The sequence below is a fragment of the Pseudomonas bubulae genome (assembly GCF_037023725.1).
GTDB classification, from domain to species: domain Bacteria; phylum Pseudomonadota; class Gammaproteobacteria; order Pseudomonadales; family Pseudomonadaceae; genus Aquipseudomonas; species Aquipseudomonas bubulae.
This window is the reverse complement of record NZ_CP146077.1, coordinates 4,539,606-4,563,044: the sequence shown is the minus strand read 5'-3', so window position 1 is coordinate 4,563,044 and position 23,439 is coordinate 4,539,606. Positions and strand designations below refer to the sequence as shown.

General features: G+C 59.1%; 21 protein-coding genes. 6 read left to right on the top strand and 15 right to left on the bottom strand.

Features of this window, described 5'->3' with window-relative positions; genetic code table 11:
- Positions 1-58: 58 nt before the first annotated feature.
- Both V6L81_RS20970 and V6L81_RS20965 read right to left on the bottom strand, forming a co-directional pair.
- A complete protein-coding gene (locus tag V6L81_RS20970; RefSeq protein ID WP_095001354.1) occupies positions 59-862 on the bottom strand; it encodes an HDOD domain-containing protein in 804 nt (267 codons plus the stop codon).
- A gap of 32 nt (positions 863-894) precedes the next feature.
- Positions 895-1,839 (bottom strand): folate-binding protein YgfZ, encoded by a 945-nt coding sequence (locus tag V6L81_RS20965; protein ID WP_095001355.1) that lies wholly within the window; start codon positions 1,837-1,839, stop codon positions 895-897.
- Between the two features lie 148 nt (positions 1,840-1,987).
- Between V6L81_RS20965 and V6L81_RS20960 the strand changes: the two genes are divergently transcribed.
- Together V6L81_RS20960 and V6L81_RS20955 are read left to right on the top strand one after the other, a co-directional pair.
- A complete protein-coding gene (locus V6L81_RS20960; protein ID WP_048363403.1) occupies positions 1,988-2,242 on the top strand; it encodes a succinate dehydrogenase assembly factor 2 in 255 nt (84 codons plus the stop codon).
- Positions 2,226-2,678 (top strand): protein YgfX, encoded by a 453-nt coding sequence (locus V6L81_RS20955; protein WP_338660308.1) that lies wholly within the window; start codon positions 2,226-2,228, stop codon positions 2,676-2,678. Before V6L81_RS20960 ends, V6L81_RS20955 begins: the two co-directional genes overlap by 17 nt.
- Here V6L81_RS20955 and nadB read toward each other — a convergent pair.
- Positions 2,647-4,263 carry an L-aspartate oxidase gene (gene nadB / locus V6L81_RS20950; RefSeq protein WP_095024516.1) on the bottom strand — a complete coding sequence of 539 codons (1,617 nt, stop codon included), beginning with the start codon at positions 4,261-4,263 and terminating at the stop codon, positions 2,647-2,649. The two genes, V6L81_RS20955 and nadB, sit on opposite strands and share 32 nt — an antisense overlap.
- 524 nt (positions 4,264-4,787) lie before the next feature.
- Here nadB and rpoE point away from each other — a divergent pair.
- From rpoE to V6L81_RS20930, 4 genes are all read left to right on the top strand, one after another.
- Positions 4,788-5,369 (top strand): RNA polymerase sigma factor RpoE, encoded by a 582-nt coding sequence (gene rpoE / locus V6L81_RS20945; protein WP_016782046.1) that lies wholly within the window; start codon positions 4,788-4,790, stop codon positions 5,367-5,369.
- Positions 5,370-5,400: 31 nt separating this feature from the next.
- Positions 5,401-5,991: a sigma-E factor negative regulatory protein gene (locus V6L81_RS20940; RefSeq protein ID WP_095019735.1), complete on the top strand. Its 591-nt coding sequence runs from the start codon at positions 5,401-5,403 to the stop codon at positions 5,989-5,991.
- Between the two features lie 8 nt (positions 5,992-5,999).
- The gene (locus tag V6L81_RS20935) at positions 6,000-6,962 is read left to right on the top strand and encodes a MucB/RseB C-terminal domain-containing protein (RefSeq protein ID WP_095020847.1); all 963 of its coding nucleotides are present in this window, start codon (positions 6,000-6,002) and stop codon (positions 6,960-6,962) included.
- A gap of 185 nt (positions 6,963-7,147) precedes the next feature.
- Positions 7,148-8,569 (top strand): DegQ family serine endoprotease, encoded by a 1,422-nt coding sequence (locus V6L81_RS20930; RefSeq protein WP_370688609.1) that lies wholly within the window; start codon positions 7,148-7,150, stop codon positions 8,567-8,569.
- A gap of 141 nt (positions 8,570-8,710) precedes the next feature.
- Here V6L81_RS20930 and V6L81_RS20925 read toward each other — a convergent pair whose 3' ends face one another.
- From V6L81_RS20925 to arcD, 12 genes are all read right to left on the bottom strand, one after another.
- A complete protein-coding gene (locus V6L81_RS20925; protein WP_338660307.1) occupies positions 8,711-9,199 on the bottom strand; it encodes an RDD family protein in 489 nt (162 codons plus the stop codon).
- A gap of 93 nt (positions 9,200-9,292) precedes the next feature.
- On the bottom strand, positions 9,293-9,505 hold the full coding sequence (locus V6L81_RS20920; protein ID WP_016782052.1) for a cold-shock protein: 213 nt from the start codon (positions 9,503-9,505) through the stop codon (positions 9,293-9,295).
- A gap of 380 nt (positions 9,506-9,885) precedes the next feature.
- Entirely contained in the window at positions 9,886-11,010 is a 1,125-nt protein-coding gene (gene gcvT, locus V6L81_RS20915) for a glycine cleavage system aminomethyltransferase GcvT (RefSeq protein WP_095001369.1), read from the bottom strand.
- Between the two features lie 17 nt (positions 11,011-11,027).
- On the bottom strand, positions 11,028-12,404 hold the full coding sequence (locus V6L81_RS20910; protein WP_338660306.1) for an L-serine ammonia-lyase: 1,377 nt from the start codon (positions 12,402-12,404) through the stop codon (positions 11,028-11,030).
- 154 nt (positions 12,405-12,558) lie between these two features.
- Complete coding sequence (gcvP, locus tag V6L81_RS20905; RefSeq protein ID WP_095024518.1) at positions 12,559-15,417, bottom strand: aminomethyl-transferring glycine dehydrogenase; 2,859 nt, start codon at positions 15,415-15,417, stop codon at positions 12,559-12,561.
- Between the two features lie 10 nt (positions 15,418-15,427).
- Positions 15,428-15,811 carry a glycine cleavage system protein GcvH gene (gcvH, locus tag V6L81_RS20900; protein WP_095001372.1) on the bottom strand — a complete coding sequence of 128 codons (384 nt, stop codon included), beginning with the start codon at positions 15,809-15,811 and terminating at the stop codon, positions 15,428-15,430.
- Between the two features lie 464 nt (positions 15,812-16,275).
- Positions 16,276-17,784: a sigma-54-dependent transcriptional regulator gene (locus tag V6L81_RS20895; RefSeq protein ID WP_095019742.1), complete on the bottom strand. Its 1,509-nt coding sequence runs from the start codon at positions 17,782-17,784 to the stop codon at positions 16,276-16,278.
- Between the two features lie 184 nt (positions 17,785-17,968).
- Positions 17,969-18,328: a DUF5064 family protein gene (locus tag V6L81_RS20890; protein WP_095001374.1), complete on the bottom strand. Its 360-nt coding sequence runs from the start codon at positions 18,326-18,328 to the stop codon at positions 17,969-17,971.
- A 54-nt stretch (positions 18,329-18,382) separates the two neighbouring features.
- Positions 18,383-19,312: a carbamate kinase gene (gene arcC, locus V6L81_RS20885; protein ID WP_095001375.1), complete on the bottom strand. Its 930-nt coding sequence runs from the start codon at positions 19,310-19,312 to the stop codon at positions 18,383-18,385.
- 124 nt (positions 19,313-19,436) lie between these two features.
- A complete protein-coding gene (locus V6L81_RS20880; protein WP_095001376.1) occupies positions 19,437-20,447 on the bottom strand; it encodes an ornithine carbamoyltransferase in 1,011 nt (336 codons plus the stop codon).
- 78 nt (positions 20,448-20,525) lie between these two features.
- Complete coding sequence (gene arcA, locus V6L81_RS20875) at positions 20,526-21,782, bottom strand: arginine deiminase (RefSeq protein ID WP_088377977.1); 1,257 nt, start codon at positions 21,780-21,782, stop codon at positions 20,526-20,528.
- Positions 21,783-21,815: 33 nt separating this feature from the next.
- Positions 21,816-23,243, bottom strand: a complete 1,428-nt coding sequence (gene arcD, locus V6L81_RS20870) for an arginine-ornithine antiporter (RefSeq protein WP_029611554.1) — start codon at positions 23,241-23,243, stop codon at positions 21,816-21,818.
- Positions 23,244-23,439 lie beyond the last annotated feature (196 nt).

Sequence of the window (23,439 nt, the reverse complement as noted above, 5' to 3'; positions counted from 1 at the left end):
AACTGACAGACCGCGTCGTCTGCATCGCGAGCAAGCCCGCTCCCACAGATTCAGAGGTTCAGATAAGCATCCAGCGCGCTTCGTGCAGTTGCTCCTGAAACTTCAGGTCATCAGCTTGCACCTTCAACTTCTTGAGCGCGGGCAGGGCGACCAGTGCTTCCATGTCTTGCCCCATAAACACGGTAGCGATTTGCACCAGATCGATGTAGTCGATGGCTTTGGTTTGTCGGGAAAAATCCTGATACTGCCCGGGAATCTTTAGCAGCATTTCCGGAAACTCCCAGCCTGCCAGCAGCTTGTCACCAATCAGCGGGTGAATGCTGTCGATGACGTGGTTAAGCGAAACCGGATCGGAAAGCAGTTCGTTGTGCTCTTCGGCGTAGGTCAGGATGGGCAAGACGCCGATCTGGTGCACCAGGCCGCCCAGTGCCGCCTGGTCAGGCTTGAGCAAGGTATGACGGCGGCACAGGGTGTAGCAGATGCCGGCCACTTCCAGGCTCTGGCGCCATACATCGCGCATTTTCTGCTCGACCACCTCGGAGCGGGCATGGAAAATCTGCTCCATCACCAGCCCGATCGCCAGATTGCTGCTGTAGTTAACACCCAGGCGGGTGATGGCCGTGTGCAGGTCAGTCACCTCACGGGTGGCACGCAACATCGGGCTGTTGACCACTTTGATCAGTCGGGCTGACAGCGCGGTGTCACGACCTATGACCTTGCTCAAGTTACTGACGCTGATTTCAGGGTTTTCCGCGGCCTTGCGAATGTTTAACGCTACTTCCGGTAGTGTGGGTAGAACCAGGTCATCTCTATCAATGGCCTTAAGCAAGTCCATTTGGACTCTGTGCGCCAGCATGCTCATTTCTCTAGGTACTGCATTTCAATGTGTGGCAATCAACGCTGGATTTCGCGATCGCGGTCCAGTTGATACGGCAGCTCAAGCAGTGAAAGGCCAGGGCCTTGCAGGTCACCCAAGTGAATATCTCCGGCTTGCGCAGCATCGCTGGTCAGCACGGCTAGCAGCTCAACACCGTTTTCGGCGTTAGCGGCCAGTACCACTTCGCCCACGGAACTGGCGTGGGACGGGGTAAACAGCGGCGTGCCGGGGGCGGGCGCAGCATGCCCCGCCTCAAGGGACAGGCGGTAGAGGTGGCGTTTGAGTTTGCCCAGGTATTGCATGCGCGCAACGATTTCCTGGCCGGTGTAGCAGCCTTTTTTGAAGCTGACACCGCCTACGGCCTGCAGGTTGATCATTTGCGGAATGAACAACTCACGGGTTTGGGCCATGACCTGGCCAATACCGGCGCGAACCTGGCCCAGCAGCCATTGGTTGAGGTCGGCCTCGGGCAGCTGTGCCTTGAGGTGCTGAACGAGGCTTTCAGTCTGTTCGACAGGGGCCCAGAGTTCCGCGCGGCCTTCAGAAGCGCGAATGGCGATCAGGTCGCTGGCGCGGGCAACGCTGTCAGTTTCAGCTGGCAGGTCCAGGCCCAGGCTTTGCAGCACCGAGTCGGCATTTACCAGGCCAAAGCGTACCCAGTTGGCACTGTCATCGGTCAGTTTGGACTTGGAGAACACCGCGTACTTTTTCAGGTCCGCCAACTGCGGTTCAACCAGTTCGCGCGCCATTGCCAGCAGGCAGCCGTTGTCTTGCAGCACGATGCGAAAGCTCGACTGCATACGGCCTTTTTGCGTGCAGCGGGCGCCAAGGCTTGAGCGGGTTTCACTCAAATAGTTGAGGTTGCAGGTCAGCTGCCCTTGCAGAAACTTGCTGGCGTCGTTGCCGATCACAGCAAGGATGCCTTCGTGGTTCAGGGTGCAAAAAAAAGCAGAGTCGGCCATGGGTCATCGCAGTTGAATAAGTCTGGAACACATCATAGAGGTGCGCCCTGCAAATGGGTAGTTCGCAAAGGATGGACGGGGCCGACCAAAGCCGACTGTTCTATGACGGATCGGCCTGTATACTTGCGTTCTATTTGAGGAGCGCTCCATGGTCGAAGATGTTGAACTCAATCGTCTCTACTGGCACAGCCGCCGCGGCATGCTTGAACTTGACGTGTTGCTGGTGCCTTTCGTCAAGGAGGTGTACGCCACCCTTAATGACGTAGACCGCGAATGCTATCGCAAGCTGCTGGAGTGCGAAGACCAGGACATGTTTGGCTGGTTTATGGAGCGCAGCGAGTCCGAGGACCCTGAGCTGCAGCGCATGGTCCGGATGATTCTGGACCGTGTCCAGCCCAAGTAATTATTTTGAATGCCGCTGGCATGCCTCGGGGCAATTGCTGGCGGCGTATCTTGCAGCCCAGTCGCTGGCGCTGATATCTATTTGCCTTCTTTCAATCCCTGCCTGGGCACACCTGCTCGGCGCATTGCTGTGTCTGGCTCACGGGGCCTGGGTGTTGCCAAGGCATATCCGCCTGACCCATGGCAGTGCCATTACCCGGTTGCGTCATGATGTTGATGGCTGGCAGTTGTGGAGTCGTGACCAAGGCTGGCAGGCCGTGCAACTGCGCCGTGACAGCCTGGCGCTACCCCTGGTGGTAGTGGTGCGCTTTCGCTTGCTGGGTGAGCGGCGGGTGCGTGCGGTGTGCATTCCGGCCGCCGCGCTGGCACCGGATCAGCACCGGCGCCTGCGCGTGCGACTGAAGTTCAGTCGGCGTAGGTGGCTGGCACCAGAATAGTGTCCAGCGCTTCGGGCAGCATGTGCGGGTAGTCGAGGGTGTAGTGCAGGCCGCGCGACTCCTTGCGGGTCATGGCACTGCGGATCATCAACTCGGCCACCTGCGCCAGGTTGCGCAACTCGATCAGGTCACGGCTGACCTTGTAGTTGCTGTAGAACTCGTCAATTTCATCCAGCAGCAGGCGCACCCGGTGCTGGGCCCGCTGCAGGCGCTTGTTGGTGCGCACGATGCCCACGTAGTCCCACATAAAGCGCCGTAGCTCATCCCAGTTGTGGGCGATGATTACGTCTTCATCGGAGTCGGTCACCTGGCTGGCATCCCAACTCGGCAGTGCGACGGGGGCGGCGATTTCGGGCGACTGGGCAAGGATGTCTGCCGCTGCCGACTTGGCGTACACAAAGCACTCGAGCAGCGAGTTGCTGGCCATGCGGTTGGCACCATGCAGGCCGGTGAAGCTGGTTTCGCCGATGGCGTACAGGCCCGGCACATCGGTGTGGCCATGTTCGTCGACCATCACGCCGCCGCAGGTGTAATGCGCCGCAGGTACTACCGGGATGGCCTGTTGAGTGATGTCGATACCAAATGCCAGGCAGCGCTCATATACAGTCGGGAAGTGGGCCTTGATAAAGCTATCGGGCTCATGGCTGATATCCAGGTACACACAATCGATGCCCAGACGCTTCATTTCATGGTCGATGGCCCGGGCGACGATATCCCGCGGGGCCAGTTCGCCCCGCGGGTCGAAGCGATGCATGAAACGCTCGCCGTTGGGCAGCTTGAGGTGCGCGCCTTCGCCCCGCAGGGCTTCAGTGATTAAAAAGCTCTTGGCTTGCGGGTGATAAAGGCAGGTGGGGTGGAACTGGTTGAACTCCAGGTTGGCCACCCGGCAACCCGAGCGCCAGGCCATGGCAATGCCATCACCGCAGGCACCGTCCGGGTTGCTGGTATAGAGGTACACCTTGGCTGCGCCACCGGTTGCCAGAATGGTGAAGCGCGAGCCAAAGGTGTCGACTTCACCCGTGGCACGATCCAGCACATAGGCACCGAGGCAGCGATCACCTTCCAGGCCCAGGCGGCGTTCGGTAATCAGATCGACGGCAACGCGCTGTTCGAGCAGTTCGATATTGGGGCGCTGGCGGGCCTGTTCGAGCAATGTCTTGAAAATCGCCGCGCCGGTGGCGTCGGCCGCATGGATGATGCGCCGGTGGCTGTGCCCGCCTTCTCGGGTGAGGTGGAACTCAAAGCCCTGTTGCTCCGGGTCGATGCTGTCATCGCGGGTGAAGGGTACGCCCTGATCGATCAGCCACTGGATGGCTTCGCGGCTGTGCTCGACGGTAAAGCGTACCGCGTCTTCGTGGCACAGCCCGCCACCGGCATTGAGGGTGTCTTCGACGTGGGACTGCACCGTGTCGGTGTCATCCAGGACAGCGGCGACACCGCCCTGGGCCCAGAACGTCGAACCATTGGCCAGATCGCCTTTGCTCAGCACTGCAATACGCATATGGCTGGGTAACGTGAGCGCAAGGCTCAAGCCGGCAGCGCCGCTGCCAATCACCAGCACATCATGTTGAAAATGTTGGCTCATTCTTCTCACATCCGCAAAAAAACGCCCTCTGGTATCTCTAGTATATAGAGGGGGGGATCGGCACAATGGCCGGGCCTTTATGGCATTGTGAAATTACAGCGGGCGCAAAGTGTGCCTCAGACACGAAGGGTCTGCATGTTGATTTGCACAATTAATCTGCATGCTGGGGCAGTGCTCTGGAATGGCGCGGGTTCTGATACGCTTCCAAGGTACTGCAGGGCTTGTTTTATACGAAGTTTTTGAACTTTTCGTATAGCCAGGGGTTCCATAGTGGGCTGCCCTTGATGCAGGGGAACGGCGTCCAGATTGATGCGGGGTTTGTTTTTTCGACTCGACAGCTGAATTTGACGACAAGATTATTGACGCAGCCGGCCAGGCCCGAGCTGCGTTTTCGTGTGTGCCAAATCCGGGCACGCAGGAAACTTGCCAGGGGGGAGAGAACTTTTGCGAAAAGCCCGAGTCTATGTTTGCAAGCCTGATCAATTAGCACAGCAATCTTCCTCCCGGTCTTATGAGGAGTATTCATGCTAGCCCAGGAAGAGGATCAGCAGCTGGTCGAGCGCGTACAGCGTGGCGACAAGCGCGCGTTCGATCTGCTGGTGTTGAAGTATCAACACAAAATTCTCGGGTTGATCGTGCGTTTCGTGCACGACACCCATGAAGCCCAGGACGTTGCCCAGGAGGCCTTTATCAAGGCGTACCGGGCACTTGGTAATTTTCGCGGCGACAGTGCCTTTTACACATGGCTGTATCGCATCGCCATTAACACGGCGAAAAACTATCTGGTGTCACGCGGTCGACGTCCGCCTGACAGCGATGTGAGTTCGGAAGATGCCGAGTTTTATGATGGTGATCACGGTCTCAAGGACCTCGAGTCGCCGGAGCGCGCTTTGCTCCGAGACGAGATCGAAGGCACCGTTCATCGCACTATTCAGCTACTGCCAGAAGATTTGCGTACGGCTTTAACTTTACGTGAATTTGATGGTCTGAGTTACGAGGACATTGCGAGCGTCATGCAATGCCCGGTGGGTACCGTGCGCTCCCGGATTTTCCGCGCCCGGGAAGCCATAGATAAAGCCCTGCAGCCGTTGTTGCAGGAAAACTGAGACAGCGGCGACAGCCAAGAGAGGAACCGCCATGAGTCGTGAAGCCCTGCAGGAATCGCTGTCCGCAGTGATGGATAACGAAGCGGACGAACTGGAACTACGTCGGGTATTGAATGCCTTCGACGACACACAAACCCGTGACACCTGGTCCCGTTATCAGGTGGCCCGTGCTGTGATGCACAAGGACCTGTTGATTCCGCGCCTGGACATCGCATCTGCCGTTTCGGCCGCGCTGGCTGAAGAGCAAACCCCGGCCAAGGTTGTCCGCGGGCCGTGGCGCAGCATTGGTCGCCTGGCCGTAGCCGCGTCGGTTACCGTCGCTGTTCTGGCGGGTGTGCGGCTGTACAACCAGGATGACATCGTTGGCAACCAGCTCGCCCAGCAGAACCCTGCGCAGAGCCTGAGTGCACCGATGGCCAAAGGTCCGGCAGTACTGGCCAACTACAGCGAGAGTGCCGATCAGGCCACCGGCCCGATGGCCAACGGTGTCCTGCAAGGTCAGCCGGGCTGGCAAGATCAGCGTTTGCCTGGCTACCTGCGCCAGCACGCAGAGCAAGCAGCGCTGAAAGGGGCTGAAAGCCCTCTGCCTTATGCTCGTGCTGCGAGCCTCGAAAACCGTTAAGGACCATCATGCGCGTCCTACCTTTGCTACCTCTTCTGCTCAGTGGCTGGTTTGCAGTACCGGCCCACGCCGATGAAGCCCAGGACTGGTTAAAACGTCTTGGGCAGGCCGAGCAACAGCATAGCTATCAGGGTACTTTCGTTTACGAGCGTAACGGTAGTTTTTCTACCCACAGCATCTGGCACCGCGTGCAGGATGGCAAGGTTCGTGAGCGGTTGATGCAGCTTGATGGCACTGCGCAAGAGGTGATCCGCTCGGATGGGCGCACTGAATGTGTCACTGGCAAACAGGCCTCCGGGTTGGGCGATGTCACGGCTGTCGCGGCGCGTCAATTCGATGTCCAGAAGTTCAATGACCTGTATGCCGTGGCAATCGAGGGCAACTCCAGGGTCGCCGGTCGCCCGGTAGTGGTCATATCGTTTGCTCCGCGTGATCAGCATCGCTACGGTTTTGAGCTGTATCTGGACCGTGAAACCGGTTTGCCTCTCAAGTCCTTGTTGCTCAATGACAAGGGGCAGTTGCTTGAGCGCTACCAGTTTACGACCTTTGCCACCACGCCTCCTGATGACAGCCAGCTCACGCCTGCGGGGCAGTGCCGTGCTGTTGCCCCTGCCGACAAAGGGGCCGGGCAGGTCAATTCGGTTCAGGCCTGGCACTCTGACTGGCTGCCCTCCGGTTTTGAGCAGGTCAGCAGTACGGTGCGCCGTGATCCGCGGAGCAAATCCGAAGTCACCAGCCTTCTGTATGACGATGGCCTTGCCCGTTTTTCGGTGTTTATCGAGCCGGTCAAGGGCGCTGCTGTTCCAGATGCCCGCGTCCAGCTCGGGCCCACAGCTGCGGTCACGCGCCACCTGAGCACGCCTCAGGGAGACATGATGGCCACGGTGGTGGGTGAAATTCCCATGGGCACTGCTGAACGAATTGCCCTGTCGATGCGTGTCGGTGAAAACGATGCTCAGGCCAAACCATAGGGTTGCATCGACATGGCGGGTGACAATTTTCGATTTGCCATTTTTATCTCTTTTTATAAAGGTCAGAGCCCCAAAGGGCTTTGGCCTTGTTTGTTTTCCGGGGTCTGAAAAACGGTCTATGCTTTTGACTTGTTTTTAGGTGCCTGTCGCTTAACTCTGCTGTTATTAACGGGAGCTGTATGTCGATGCCGCGATTGAAATCTTATCTACCCATTTTTGCAGCCGTGCTGATGCTCGGGCAGGCAGTGCCGGTGATGGCTGAAGCGCAGTTGCCTGATTTCACCCAACTGGTTGAACAGGCTTCGCCAGCCGTAGTGAATATCAGTACCACGCAAAAGCTGCCTGAGCGTCGGGTTTCCAGCATGGGCCAAATGCCCGACCTGGAAGGCCTGCCGCCTGGCCTGCGCGACTTTTTTGAGCGCAGCCTGCCACCTGCACCCGGTGGCAAAGGCGGGCGTCAGCGCGAGGCCCAGTCCCTGGGCTCGGGCTTTATCATCTCGCCCGATGGCTACATCCTGACCAACAACCACGTGGTTGCAGATGCCGATGAAATCATTGTGCGGCTGTCCGATCGCAGTGAAATGAAAGCCAAGCTGGTGGGCACTGACCCGCGCTCTGACGTGGCCTTGCTGAAAATCGATGGCAAGAACCTGCCGGTGCTCAAACTGGGCAAGTCCCAGGACCTCAAGGCCGGCCAGTGGGTGGTTGCGATCGGTTCGCCATTTGGTTTCGACCACACCGTGACCCAGGGCATCATCAGCGCCATGGGCCGCAGCCTGCCGAATGAAAGCTATGTGCCATTTATCCAGACTGACGTGCCGATCAACCCGGGCAACTCGGGTGGTCCGCTGTTCAACCTGGCGGGCGAAGTCGTGGGCATCAACTCGCAAATCTATACCCGTTCGGGCGGTTTCATGGGCGTGTCCTTTGCAATCCCGATCGATGTGGCGATGGACGTTGCCAATCAGCTCAAGGCTGGCGGCAAGGTCAGCCGTGGCTGGTTGGGTGTGGTGATCCAGGAGGTCAACAAGGACCTGGCCGAGTCTTTCGGTCTGGAAAAACCTGCCGGTGCACTGGTGGCGCAGGTACTGGATGACGGCCCGGCTGCCAAAGGCGGTCTGCAAGTGGGCGACGTGATTCTGAGCATGAATGGTCAGCCGATCGTCATGTCGGCAGATTTGCCGCACCTGGTTGGCGCACTCAAGGCCGGCAGCAAGGCCAACCTTGAAGTTATTCGTAACGGCAAGCGTCAGAATCTGGAGCTGACTGTGGGCGCTATCCCTGATGATGCAAAAGACATCGCTTCGGGTGGCGGCGCTGAACAAAGCAGCAACCGCCTGGGCGTGTCCGTAGCGGACTTGAGTGAAGAGCAGAAGAAAGCCAACGACATCAAGGGCGGTGTGATCATTACTGACGTTCAGGACGGTCCTGCGGCCTTGATCGGCCTGCAGCCTGGCGACGTGATTACGCACTTGAACAATCAGGCCATCACCAATGGCAAGGAGTTCACCGAGATCGCCAAGGCATTGCCGAAGAACCGTTCGGTGTCGATGCGGGTTCTGCGTCAGGGGCGTGCCAGCTTTATCACGTTCAAGCTGGCGGAGTAAGCCGCACAGCCGTGAGGGAGCGGGCTTGCTTGCGATAGCATCGGCGCGGTTCAACGGCGAAACCGCGTTGCCTTCATCGAGAGCAAGCCCGCTCCCACAAGGGCAATAAAAAAGCCCGTATCGCGAGATACGGGCTTTTTTTTATTTCTTCTGCTTGGGGACGCGTACCAACTGCGTATTGGAATACATGTCATGCCAGGTGCGTTTTTGCTTGTCGAAGATCGACCAGACAAACCCCAGCCCCAGGCACAACCACGAGCCTATGGACACGATAAAACGCAGAAGGGCCTGCCACAGGCTGATTGCCGTGCCGTCGGCGTTCTGTACGCGAACTCCCCAGACCTGCATGCCCAGGGTTTGCCCGGAGTGGGTCCAGAACTTGGCAAAGAAACCGAACAGGACGAAAAACAGGAGGGTCGACAGCAGCGGGTCACCATCCAGGGCGCCTGCTTCTGACAGTTCGCGCATTTTGGCTTCGCCAATAAAGCCCATCATGATCAGCTTGTAGATAAAGGTCGTGACGATCAGCAGGGCGGTACACAGCAGAAAGTCGTAGAACATGGCTGACAGGCGGCGCCCCAGGCCAACGGCGGGAAAGTCGCCTTGAGGGCTAAGCGGTTGTTTCGACATGGCAGGGTCTCGTGAAGGAAAACAGCCATCTTACGGAATAACGGCCATAAAAAAGCCTCTGATGTCACCATCAGAGGCTTTTGTGCACGAGATTTAAGCTTCTGCTTGAACTTCGTCAGCCTGCAGGCCTTTTTGGCCCTGTACCGAGATGAAGGTCACTTTCTGGCCTTCCTTCAGGCTTTTGAAGCCGTTGCCCTGGATGGCACGGAAGTGCACAAACAGGTCCGGGCCGCTTTCAGGGGTGATGAAACCAAACCCCTTCTCGTCGTTGAACCACTTGACCGTACCGCTCTGACGTTGAGACATTTCTTAATTCCTTGACGCTAACAATTAATGACAGCCTCTTTCACATGAAAGAGTACTGGTGCTGGGTTGCAGGAAAGTAAGAGACGCAGAACGGGATGTAGCAAGCATTGAGCTACTGCCCAGGTCACGATTCCAGCGACCCATGCAAACACAGTGGGCAAACTCTACGAAACTGTAATTGAAAAAACAAGCCCCTTTAAATACGCCGCAGGGCCGCTGTTTTTAATACTCTAAACGCAGAGTCAAAGAGCGGATCGTTATAGAGGTGTTCAATTATTTTCGTGTAATAAAGACTGTTTTCGCTATCGAAAGTTTGCACTGTTATGTAGCAGTTGCATGACACGTACGCACCGTGAACATGCAACTGTATAACTTACTGTTTAACCCCTGTAATAACGTTGCGCTACAAACGGCATTTTCGACACTTTCATCGGCACGCGCTTGCCCCGCACGATGGCCCAGACTTCAGTGTCCACAGGCGTGAATGCGATATCCAGATAACCCATTGCCAAGGGTGCGCCCAACGTTGGCCCAAAGCCGCCGCTGCATACGGTGCCGATCTCGGTGCCGTCGGCATCGACGATTTGTGCGCCTTCACGCACCGGGGTACGTTCCTGGGGCAGCAAGCCCACTCGTTTACGCGCTACGCCGTTTTGCTGCTGGGCAAAGATGCTCTCGGCACCCGGGAAACCACCGGCCCGCGGGCCGTCAGCGCGACGGGCCTTGGAGATGGCCCAGAGCAGGCTGGCTTCGATAGGCGTCGTGGTGTCGTTCATGTCGTGGCCGTACAGGCACAGGCCCGCTTCCAGGCGCAGCGAATCCCGTGCGCCCAGGCCGATGGCCTGAACCTCTGGCTCGGCCAGCAGGCGGCGGGCCAGTGCTTCGGCGTGCTCGGCCGGCACTGAAATCTCAAAACCGTCTTCGCCGGTATAACCCGAGCGGCTGACGTAGCAATCCGCGCCCAGTAAGGTCACCGGGGCAAATTGCATAAAGGTCATGTTCGCCACTTGCGGTGCCAGGCGTTGCAGTACGCTGACTGCAGCCGGGCCTTGCAGGGCAAGCAGGGCGCGCTCTTCAAACAGCGGCTGGATCTGGCAGTGGGCGCTCAAATGCTTGCGCAGGTGGGCCAGGTCCTGATCCTTGCAGGCGGCGTTGACCACCAGGAACAGCTCGTCATTGCCCAGGTTGGCGACCATCAGGTCATCGAGGATGCCGCCCTGTTCGTTGGTGAACATGGCATAGCGCTGCATACCCACCGGCAGGTCGATGATATCCACCGGCACCAGTGCTTCCAGGGCTTTGGCCGCGTCAGCACCGGTCAGACGGATCTGGCCCATGTGCGATACATCGAATAACCCGGCCTGTTCACGGGTGTGCTGGTGCTCTTTCATCACCCCTAGCGGGTACTGCACGGGCATGTCGTAGCCCGCAAACGGCACCATGCGGGCGCCGAGTTCAAGGTGCAGTGCATGCAGCGGGGTTTTAAGCAGTTGTTCGGTGGACATTCGAGACTCCTTGAAAATCAGCACTCAATAATGTTGACGGCGAGACCGCCGCGGGCGGTCTCCTTGTATTTGCTTTTCATGTCGGCGCCGGTCTGGCGCATGGTGCGGATCACCTTGTCGAGCGAGACAAAGTGCTGACCATCACCTCGCAGGGCCATGCGCACTGCGTTGATGGCCTTGACCGAGCCCATCGCGTTACGTTCGATGCACGGCACTTGCACCAGCCCGCCAATCGGATCGCAGGTCAGGCCGAGGTTGTGCTCCATGCCGATCTCGGCGGCGTTCTCGACTTGCTGCACGCTGCCGCCCAGCACTTCACACAACGCGCCGGCCGCCATTGAACAGGCCACGCCGACTTCACCCTGGCAGCCGACTTCGGCCCCCGAAATCGAGGCGTTTTCCTTGTACAGAATGCCGATGGCGGCGGCAGTGAGCAGAAAACGCACCACGCCGTCTTCATTGGCGCCGCCGATAAAGCGCATGTAGTAATGCAAAACGGCCGGGATAATTCCCGCCGCACCGTTGGTAGGCGCTGTGACCACGCGCCCGCCGTTGGCGTTTTCTTCATTGACGGCCATGGCGTACAGGTTCACCCAGTCCAGTACTGACAAGGCATCGCGCAGCGCGGCTTCCGGGTTGGCACAGAGCTGACGGTGCAAGGCCGGGGCACGGCGCTTGACCTTCAAACCGCCGGGTAAAATCCCTTCATTGCGACAGCCGGCACTTACGCAGTCCTGCATGACCTGCCAGATTTTCAACAGGCCGCTGCGGGTCTCGGCTTCCGGGCGCCAGGCGCCTTCATTGGCCATCATCACTTCACTGATCGACAGGTGATGGGTTACGCATTGGCGCAACAGGTCTTTGGCGGTTTTGAAGGGGTATTGCAGCACAGTACTGTCTTCGACAATTCGGTCGGCACCTGCCGCGCCTTCGTCCACCACAAAACCACCGCCGATCGAGTAATACTCGCGGCTGCGGATCTGAATGCCGGCGGCATCCAGTGCCCGAAAAATCATGCCGTTGGGGTGATAGGGCAGGGGTTTGCGAATCATCGCCAGGTGTGATTTTTCGATGAATTCGATGGGGTGTTCGCCCAGCAGGTTCAGGCGCCCGCTGCTGCGAATCGCGGCCAGTCGTTCGGCCACGGTTTCGGTGTTGACGGTATCCGGATGTTCACCTTCCAGCCCCAGCAGCACGGCTTTGTCGCTGCCGTGGCCTTTGCCGGTGGCGCCGAGGGAACCGTAGAGTTCAACTTTTACGCAGGCTGTTTGTTGCAACAGCTCATCACGGCGCAGACCTTCGACAAAACGCGCAGCAGCACGCATGGGGCCGACGGTATGGGAACTGGAGGGGCCGATGCCAATCTTGAACAGGTCGAACACGCTTAACGACATGGGGTTCTCCGGTTTCTTATTGTGTGGGTAGGCAAATCATCTGTAGCCGCTGCCGCAGGCTGCGATAAAGCCCGCAGGGCCTTCGCCGTTGTGCCCGAAAGCGGGGCCGCCTCGCAGCCCATCGCAGCCTTCGGCAGCGGCTACAGTTTTTGACTTATGCCTCCTGATAGTTCTCGATCGACGGGCACGCACACACCAGGTTGCGGTCGCCAAATACGTTGTCGACACGACCGACCGGTGGCCAGTACTTGCCTTCGATCAAGGACGCCACCGGGTACACCGCCTGTTCGCGGCTGTAGGGGTGAGTCCATTCGCCGACCATTTCAGCGGCGGTGTGCGGGGCGTTTTTCAGCGGGTTGTCTTCCTTGTCCAGGCCACCGCTCTCGACTTCGCGGATTTCTTCGCGGATGCAGATCATCGCTTCACAGAAGCGATCCAGCTCTTCCTTGGACTCGCTTTCGGTCGGTTCGATCATCAACGTGCCGGCCACCGGGAACGACATGGTCGGGGCGTGGAAGCCAAAATCGATCAGGCGCTTGGCCACGTCATCGACGCTGATACCGCTGGTTTCCTTGAGCGGGCGCAGGTCGAGGATGCATTCGTGGGCGACCAGGCCGTTGCTGCCCGAGTACAGCACCGGGTAGTGCTCTTCGAGACGGCGGGCGATGTAGTTGGCGTTGAGGATGGCCAGTTGCGATGCACGCTTGAGGCCTTCACCGCCCATCATGCGGATGTACATCCAGGTGATCGGCAGGATGCTGGCGCTGCCAAACGGCGCCGCGCAGACCGCGCCTTCCTTGCGTTCCATGGCCGCGTGACCCGGCAGGAACGGCGTCAGGTGCGATTTGACGCCAATCGGGCCTACACCCGGGCCGCCACCGCCGTGAGGGATGCAGAAGGTTTTGTGCAGGTTGAGGTGGGACACGTCGCCGCCGAACTTGCCCGGAGCGCACAGGCCCACCATCGCGTTCATGTTGGCGCCGTCGATGTACACCTGGCCGCCGTTGTCATGAATGATGCCGCAGATTTCGCGGATGCCTTCTTCGAACACGCCGTGGGTGGAGGGGTAGGTGATCATCAGCGCGGCGAGGTGGTCGCGGTGCTCGATGGCCTTGGCACGCAGGTCTTCGATATCAACGTTGCCGCGGGCGTCACAGGCGGTGACCACCACGCGCATGCCGGCCATGTTGGCGGTGGCCGGGTTGGTGCCGTGGGCCGAGGACGGGATCAGGCAGATATCGCGGCGCTCGTCGCCACGGCTCTGGTGGTAGGCACGAATGGCCAGCAAGCCGGCGTATTCGCCCTGGGAACCGGCGTTTGGTTGAAGGGAAATAGCATCGTAGCCGGTAGCCGCGCAGAGCATGGCTTCCAGTTCGGTGGTCAATTGCTGGTAGCCCAGGCTTTGTTCGGCAGGTGCAAACGGGTGCAGGTTGCCGAACTCGGCCCAGGTAACCGGGATCATTTCGCTGGCGGCGTTGAGCTTCATGGTGCACGAGCCCAGCGGGATCATGGTGCGGTCCAGCGCCAGGTCCTTGTCGGCCAGGCGACGCAGGTAGCGCATCAGCTCGGTTTCAGAGTGGTAGCGGTTGAACACCGGGTGGCTGAGGATCGGCGACTGGCGCAGCAGGGCGGCGGGCAGGGTGCCCGTTACGCTGGTGGCCAGTGCGTCGAAGTCAGGCAGGGCCTGGCCGTCTGTGGCGAGCAATGCCCACAGTGCAGTGACGTCGGACTGGCTGCTGGTTTCATCCAGCGACAGGCCCAGGCGCTGGTCGTCGATCACGCGCAGATTGATGTTCTGCGCATGGGCCTTGGCGTGCAGCGCGGCGGTGTGGGTGCCGGTGTTGAGGGTCAGGGTGTCGAAGAACTGTTCCTGCTCGACCTTCAGCCCCAGATCGCTGAGGCCACGGGCCAGGATCGCGGTCAACTGGTGAGTGCGTTGGGCGATTTGCGTCAGGCCTTTAGGGCCGTGGTAAACGGCATACATGCTGGCGATGTTGGCCAGCAGCACCTGAGCGGTACAGATGTTGCTCGTGGCCTTCTCGCGGCGGATATGCTGCTCGCGGGTTTGCATGGCCAGGCGCAGCGCCGGTTTACCGTGACGGTCAACCGAAACACCGACCAAGCGGCCCGGCATGTCGCGCTTGAACGCATCGCGGGTGGCGAAGTAGGCCGCGTGCGGGCCGCCGAAGCCCAGTGGTACGCCAAAGCGCTGGGCGCTGCCGATGGCGACGTCCGCGCCGAACTCGCCCGGCGGGGTCAGCAGGGTCAGCGCCAGCAGGTCGGCGGCAACAGCCACCAGGGCGTTGGCGGCGTGGAAACGCTCGACCAGTTCGCGATAGTCGAATACATCGCCGTTGCTGGCCGGGTATTGCAGCAACGCGCCGAAGAAGGCTGTCACGTCAGTCAGTTCGCGCTCGTCGGCCACAAACACTTCAATGCCCAGCGGCTCGGCACGGGTGCGCAGCACGTCGAGGGTTTGCGGGTGGCAGTGGCTGGAGGCGAAAAAGCGGTGGCTGGTTTTGTTCTTGCTCAGGCGTTTGCAGAAGGTCATGGCTTCTGCAGCAGCGGTGGCTTCGTCGAGCAGCGAAGCGTTGGCAATCGGCAGGCCGCTAAGGTCGCTGATCAGGGTCTGGAAGTTGAGCAGCGCTTCGAGACGGCCCTGGGAGATTTCCGGCTGGTACGGTGTGTAGGCGGTGTACCAGGCCGGGTTTTCCAGCAGGTTGCGCAGGATCGGCGAAGGCGTGTGGCAGTTGTAATAGCCTTGGCCGATATAGGTTTTGCACAGCTGGTTCCTGGCTGCGATGGCCTTGATCGAGGCCAGGGCGTCGGCTTCACTTTGCCCGGCCGGCAAGTTGAGCACGCTGGTGCCCTTGATGCTTTCCGGGATCACGCTGGCGCTGAGACCTTCAAGGGAATCAAAGCCCAGGGTGGCGAGCATGGCCTGTTCATCGGCCTGACGCGGGCCGATATGGCGCGCGATAAATTCATTGGCGGTGCTGAGATTGATGGTCATGGCTGGGCTCTCAGTTGTCGTCTTGGGCTTTGATCAGGCGGTCATAGGCGTCCTGATCGAGCAGTTGGCCAACAGCGTTGGCGTCGGCGGGCTTGAAGCGGAAGAACCAGCCTTCGCCCAGCGGGTCTTCGTTGACCAGTTCCGGGCTGCTGTCGAGCGCCGGGTTGACTGCGATCACTTCGCCGTCCAGGGGCATATACACGCCGCTGGCCGCCTTGACCGACTCGACAGTCGCGGCTTCGGCGCCCTTGTCGTAGGCCTGCAGCTCGGGCAATTGCACAAACACCACGTCACCCAGAGCGTTTTGCGCAAACGCGGTAATCCCCACGGTTACGCTGCCGTCAGCTTCGGCGCGCAGCCATTCGTGGTCTTCAGTAAAACGCAATTCGCTCATGGAAACTCCTCAAGGCCAGACAGGTCTGGTGGTCACAGGTAAATGCTCGTGCAGGTCGAGCTTATGAGGAGTTCTCTGCAAGATGGTTGCCAGTTTAAAAATATCCTTATTTATCAATGGCTTAAGATTTTAAAAGAGGTATTCGAAGAGCAAGACTGTAGCGAATTCGATACAGCCTGAAGGCCATAAAAAAATCCAAGGGGATCAAAGCCTTGCGTGGCATGGGTAGAGAGGGTGTGTATCGAATTCGTTCCGGTGGAGTGAATTCGATACAAGGCTTGGGTTGCCAATGAGCGGGAGCACAAATTCTGTGGCGGCTGCCGAACTCAGCCTTCGGCAGCTGCAAGGTCTGAAGGGAATTTTAACTGTGGGAGCGAGCCTGCTCGCGAACGACTTTCGCGAGCAGGCTCGCTCCCACAGGGAGGGTTGACAGGCAACAGAGTATCTACAGGGCTCTGTGTCCGTCAGGCCTTGCCCGGGATGCCGTATTTGCGCAGTCGATGGGCGATGGCGGTGTGACTGGTTTGCAGGCGGCTGGCCAGTTGGCGGGTGGAGGGGTAACTGACGTAGAGCTTCTCCAGCAGCGCCTTCTCGAATGTTTCGACAGCGTGCTCGAGGGTCTCGATCTCGCTGTCGTTTTGGCGTGCCACCGAGGTGCCGGCGATATCCAGGTCGCCAATGTCCACCAGCGAACCCTCGCAGATGGCCGCTGCGCGAAAAATCACGTTCTGCAACTGGCGTACGTTGCCGGGCCAGCGGTTGCCCAGCAGGGCCGGGTAGGTACCGGGTGCCAGGCGACACGCCGGACGCTGGATCTGGGTACAGGCCTGCTGCATGAACGCGCGTGCCAGCAACAAAATATCCTGGCCACGTTCACGCAGGGGCGGTACTTCGATATTGAGCACGTTCAGACGGTAGAACAGGTCTTCGCGAAAGCTGCCTTCGTTGACCATTTTTTCGAGGTTGCGGTGTGTGGCGCTGAGGATGCGCACATTGACCTTGACCTCGCGTTCGCCGCCCACCCGGCGAAAGCTGCCGTCGTTGAGAAAGCGCAGCAGCTTGGCTTGCAGGTAGGGTGACATTTCGGCGATTTCGTCGAGAAATACCGTGCCGTTGTTGGCCAGTTCCATCAGCCCCGGTTTGCCGCCACGCTGGGCGCCGGTAAAAGCGCCGGGGGCATAGCCGAACAGTTCGCTTTCAGCCAGGTTCTCCGGGAGCGCAGCGCAGTTCAGGGCCAGGAACGGTGCGCCAAACCGATCGCTGATGGCATGGCAGGCGCGGGCCACCAGTTCTTTGCCGGTGCCGGTCTCCCCCTGGATCAGCAAGGGCGCGTCCAGGGCCGCTACGCGCTGCGCCCGGGCTTTCAGCGTGCGGATGGCAGGTGAGTCGCCGAGCAGGGCGTCAAAGCCTTCTGCGTGATCGTGATGCAGGGCTGCCAGGCGCTCGCCGATGCGGCTTGGCTGGTACAGGGTGAGCAGGGCGCCGGCATCGGTGATCGGCGTAGCGTCGAGCATCAGCGGATGGCCGTTGAGCGTGACTTCGCGCAGTGGCAGGCGAAAGCCGTTTTCCAGCAGCACGTCGAGCAGCCCGGGGTCGCTGAACAGTTGGCCGATACTTTCGCCGGTCGGCTCGTGGCCGTACAGTGCAACCAGCGCCGGGTTGGCCAGCAGCACATGGCCTTCGCTGTCGAGCGCCAGTACCGGGTCGGTCATGGCGGCGAGCAAGGCGTCCAGTTGCAGGTGACGGCGCTGGCCGGGAAGGATATCGACGACCGTTACCGTTTGCACACCGCGGACACCAAACAGGGCCTCGCGCAGCTCGTCGAGCACTTGCGGGCTGAGGGTCGGGGCGTCGATGTAAACGTTGGGCGGAACCATTTCCACCGCATCCAGATTGAGGTTGCGCCCGCCCAGCAATGCCAGGACTTCCTGGGTGATGCCAACTCGGTCGATAAAACTGACATGGATACGCATGGGAACGGCAAACACTTCTGGCCAGCAGGGACGGCCAGTATGCCTTGGCGGGGGGGATAGGTGAAATTCCGTGGGAGCGGGCTTGCTCGCGATGGCATCAGCGCGGTCTAGTCGTTAAACCGTGTTGCCTGCATCGCGAGCAAGCCCGCTCCCACAAAAATGCAGCCCTCGGCCAGTGGCTGAATCAGTCCAGATGGTCGAGCTTGATCGGGTCGCCCGGCTTGTGGTTGAGCTGGGCCATCACGTCGGCGAACATCTTGTCGTAGTAACCGTGCATCGAGCGGATGTCGGCGGTTTTGGGAATGCCGTGCTTCACGGCAATCTGGAAAGCGTCATGGGCAAAGTTGTAGGCCATGTCCTTGGGTAGTGTGAAGGACTCCTTGAACTCCTTCTTGTTGATCTGGCCGTGCATGTCGAACTGCATCGACTTGCCTTCCTTGGGATCCTGAACGACCTGGTAATCGATCTTGATGTCATACCCAAAGTCGCTCGGTTGCAGCGGTTCGCGGTGGATATGCAGGTGACCGGGTTCGAACGAGGCCATAGGGTACTCCTTGAGGCTATGGGAAAGGGCAGGCCCCGGGGCCTGCCCCGAGGTTCAGAAGTAGGTGATACCCGGTTTTTCGGTGCTGACCCGAGTACCGGCCTTACCTTGAACGATTGCTTCGATATCCGCCAGTGCGCCGATCACGGCAGTCTTGCCGGTTTTGCGGGCAAACTCGCAGGCCGCTTCCACTTTAGGGCCCATGGAGCCCGAGGCAAAGCCGAGTTTTTCCAGCTCGTCCGGGTGGGCCTGAGCAATGCCCTTCTGGGTTGGCTTGCCCCAGTCGATAAAGGCCGCATTCACGTCAGTGGCGATCACCAGCAGGTCGCTGTCCAGTTGCTGGGCCAGCAGCGAGGACGCCAGGTCCTTGTCGATCACCGCTTCGATGCCGCGCAGCTTGCCGTCTTCGCCGTACATGGTGGGAATGCCGCCGCCGCCCGCACAGATCACGATGGTGCCTTTTTCCAGCAGCCACTTGATCGGGCGAATTTCGAAGATGCGTTTGGGTTTCGGGCTAGGCACTACGCGACGGAACTTGTCGCCGTCCGGAGCAATGCTCCAGCCTTTTTCGGCGGCCAGGCTCTTGGCTTCGCTTTCGGTGTAGACCGGGCCGATCGGCTTGGTCGGCTTCTGGAACGCGGGGTCCTTGGGGTCGACTTCAACCTGAGTCAGCAGGGTGGCAAACGCGGCCTCCTGTGGCAGCAGGTTGCCCAGTTCCTGCTCGATCATGTAGCCGATCATGCCTTCGGTTTCAGCACCGAGCACGTCCAGCGGGTAAGGGGCGACTGCAGTGTAGGCGGCGGCTTGCAGGGACAGCAGGCCGACTTGCGGACCGTTACCGTGGGCCACTACCAGCTCGTTGCCATGGGCAATGCGGGCAATCTGGGCGGTAGCGGTCTGGATGTTTTCGCGCTGGTTCTCGGCGGTCATGGGCTGGCCGCGACGCAAGAGGGCGTTACCGCCCAGTGCAACGACGATACGCATAGAAGATGTCCTTTTAGAAATATGAGAGCGCCTTGTGTGGGAGCGAGCCTGCTCGCGAAGCTCGTTCGCGAGCAGGCTCGCTCCCACAGTCGTTATGCATTCACATAACGACTGTGAGCCAGGCTTAGATATCAGCCAATGCCGCGACCAAAATCGCCTTGATGGTGTGCATGCGGTTTTCAGCTTGCTCAAAGGCGATGTTGACAGGGGACTCGAACACTTCCTCGGTCACTTCAATGCCGTTTTTCAGGTTTGGATGGTGCTCGGCCACGTCTTTGCCGACCTTGGTTTCACAGTTGTGGAACGCAGGCAGACAGTGCATGAACTTCACGCGTGGATTTTCTGCCGCCTTGATCATGTCGCTGTTGACCTGGTAAGGCAGCAGCAGCTTGATACGGTCGTTCCAGGCTTCAACCGGCTCGCCCATCGATACCCAGACGTCGGTGTGGATAAAGTCCACGCCTTTGACGGCAGCTTTAGGGTCTTCGGTCAGGGTGATTTTGGCACCGCTTTCCTTGGCGAATTCCTGGCACTGTTTAACGAACGACTCTTCCGGCCACAGGCTTTTTGGTGCGGCAATACGCACGTCCATGCCCAGTTTGGCACCGATCAGCAGCAGCGAGTTACCCATGTTGTTGCGGGCGTCGCCCAGGTACGCGTAGCTGATGTTGTGCAGCGGCTTGTCGCTGTGTTCGCGCATGGTCAGCACGTCGGCGATCATTTGCGTCGGGTGGAACTCAGCGGTCAGGCCGTTGAACACCGGCACGCCTGCGTATTTGGCCAGCTCTTCGACAACAGCCTGTTCAAAGCCACGGTATTCGATGGCGTCAAACATGCGGCCCAGAACGCGGGCGGTGTCTTTCATGCTTTCTTTGTGACCGATCTGTGAAGAAACCGGGTCGATGTAGGTAACGTGCGCGCCCTGGTCGTGGGCTGCTACTTCAAATGCGCAACGGGTGCGGGTCGACGTTTTTTCGAAGATCAGGGCGATGTTTTTGCCTTTCAAGTGCGGCTCTTCAGTACCGGTGTACTTGGCGCGCTTGAGATCGCGGGACAGATCGAGCAGGAAATGCAACTCACGTGGAGTGTGGTGCATCAGGCTCAGAAGGCTGCGGTTTTTCATGTTAAAAGCCATGGTGATCTCCTTGGTTTCGGGTTAACCGGCTTGCACCGGCCCCGTGTTGGGGCCGGGGCAAGCAATCAAATGGGTAGATTAATAGTCGACAGGGTCACGCACGATCGGGCAGGTCATGCAGTGACCGCCGCCACGGCCGCGGCCCAGTTCGGAGGCGCTGATGGTGATGACTTCAACGCCAGCCTTGCGCAGCAGGGTGTTGGTGTAGGTGTTGCGGTCGTAACCGATCACCACGCCAGGCTCCAGGGCCACCACGTTGTTACCGTCATCCCACTGCTCGCGTTCTGCTGCGAACGAGTTGCCGCCGGTTTCGACCACACGCAGTTTTTTCACGCCCAGGGCCTTGGCCACTACGTCGAGGAAGTGGCCTTCTTCGCGTCGTACGTCCACGCCGCCTTGTTTCTTGTCGTCCGGGTACACCGAGAACGCAACGATCTGGTTCACGACTTCAGGGAAGATGGTCACCAGGTCGCGGTCGCAGAAGCTGAACACGGTGTCCAGGTGCATCGCCGCGCGGGACTTGGGCATACCGGCAACGATCACTCGTTCTACAGCGCCGTTCTTGAACAGGTTTTGTGCCAGTTGGCCAATGGCCTGACGTGACGTGCGCTCGCCCATACCGATCAGGACTACGCCGTTGCCGATTGGCATCACGTCGCCGCCTTCAAGGCTGGCGTTGCCATGGTCGACTGTCGGGTCGCCGTACCAGATCTGGAAGTCGGCGTTGGTGAACTCAGGGTGGAACTTGTAGATCGCGGTGGTCAGCAGGGTTTCCTGACGACGCGCCGGCCAGTACATAGGGTTCAGCGTCACGCCACCGTAGATCCAGCAAGTGGTGTCACGGGTGAACTGGGTGTTGGGCAGCGGTGGCAGGATAAAGCTGGTGTGACCGAGGAAGTCACGGAACATCTGGATGGTCTTGCCACCAAAGCTGTCTGGCAGATCGTCTGCCGACACGCCGCCGATCAGGTACTCGGCAATTTGGCGTGGCTCAAGGCTTTTAAGCCAGGATTTGACTTCGTTGACCAGGCCCACACCCACCTGATTGGGGGTCACTTTGTGGTCCAGAATCCAGTCCAGGGCTTCCGGGATGGCAACGATATCGGTCAGCAGGTTGTGCATTTCCAACACATCAATGCCGCGGTCGCGCATTTTGGTGACGAAGTCGAAGTGGTCACGCTTGGCCTGGTTGACCCACAGTACGTCATCGAACAGCAATTCATCGCAGTTGCTTGGGGTCAGGCGCTGGTGAGCCAGGCCTGGGGAACACACCATAACCTTATGCAGCTTACCGGCTTCGGAATGCACGCCGTATTTCACTTTTTCCGTGGTCATTACAGTCATCCTCCAAAGTACACAAACAGGTTGTTACAGGGTCAGGAAACCGTCGTAGAGACCATAGGCAGCCACCAGGGCGCCGATCACTACTGCGGCAAAAATCACTTTCTCGATGTTGGTGAACACGGGCTGGCCGCTTTCACGCTTGGCCTTGGCGAACAGAATGGCGCCAGGTGCATAGAGCAGGGCCGACAACAGCAGGTACTTGAGGCCGCCGGCATAGATCAGCCAGATCGCGTAGATCAGCGCGATACCGCCGATGATCAGATCTTTCTTGCGTTCTGCCAGGGCGTTCTCGTAAGTCTCGGCACGTACCGCCAGCAGGAAGCCGTAGGCTGCAGACCAGAGGTAAGGCACCAGGATCATCGAGGTCGCCAGGTAGATCAGCGACAGATAAGTACTGGCCGAGAACAGGGTGATGATCAGGAACAGTTGCACCATGGCGTTGGTCAGCCACAGGGCGTTGACCGGTACATGGTTGGCGTTTTCCTTTTTCAGGAAGGCCGGCATGGTGTGGTCCTTGGCCGCCGAGAACATGATCTCTGCGCACAGCAGTACCCAGGAGAGCAGGGCACCCAGCAGGGAGATGATCAAGCCGACGCTGATCAGTACTGCACCCCAGTGACCGACCACATGCTCAAGCACGGCCGCCATCGAAGGGTTTTGCAGTTTTGCCAGTTCAGGCTGAGTCATGATGCCCAGCGACAGCACGTTCACCAGTACCAGCAACAGCAGCACGGTGATAAAGCCGATCACGGTGGCCCGACCCACGTCCGAACGTTTTTCGGCACGGGAAGAGAAGATGCTTGCGCCTTCGATACCGATGAACACCCAAACGGTGACCAGCATCATGTTGCGCACCTGATCCATCACGCTGCCCAGGTCCGGGTTTTTTACGCCCCAGATGTCACTGGTAAAGATGTCCAGTTTGAACGCGAAGAGGGCAATCAGGATAAACAGAACCAGCGGTACGACCTTGGCAACGGTGGTTACCAGGTTGATGAACGCTGCTTCCTTGATGCCGCGCAGTACCAGGAAATGCACGGCCCAGAGCAGGATCGAGGCGCCGATGATGGCGGCGGGGGTATTGCCTTCGCCGAAGATCGGGAAGAAGTAACCCAGGGTGCTGAACAGCAACACGAAGTAGCCGACGTTACCCAGCCAGGCGCTGATCCAGTAGCCCCAGGCTGACGAGAAACCCATGTAATCGCCGAAGCCTGCCTTGGCGTAGGCATACACGCCGCCGTCAAGGTCAGGTTTGCGATTGGCGAGGGTCTGGAACACAAAAGCGAGGGTCAACATACCGACAGCGGTAATTGCCCAACCGATCAGGATTGCGCCGACATCAGCGCTGGCGGCCATGTTTTGAGGCAGCGAAAAAATCCCGCCGCCAATCATTGAGCCGACTACCAGAGCAACCAACGCACCCAGTCGCAGTTTTCCAGGAGTATCAGACATTTGTAGTGACTCCAATCTAGGAGAAGTGAGGCTTCAAAGTTAAGTCCATTGATATTCAAGCCGTTTGACATAGATCAGGGCATTACTACATTCCATTGTTGATAGAGCGGGGAAGGTCGCGATCACGCATTTTTATGACGCTTCCTGAAAGCCTTACTCCAGAGATGTTTTCAGGTATTAATACGTTCGTTACCCA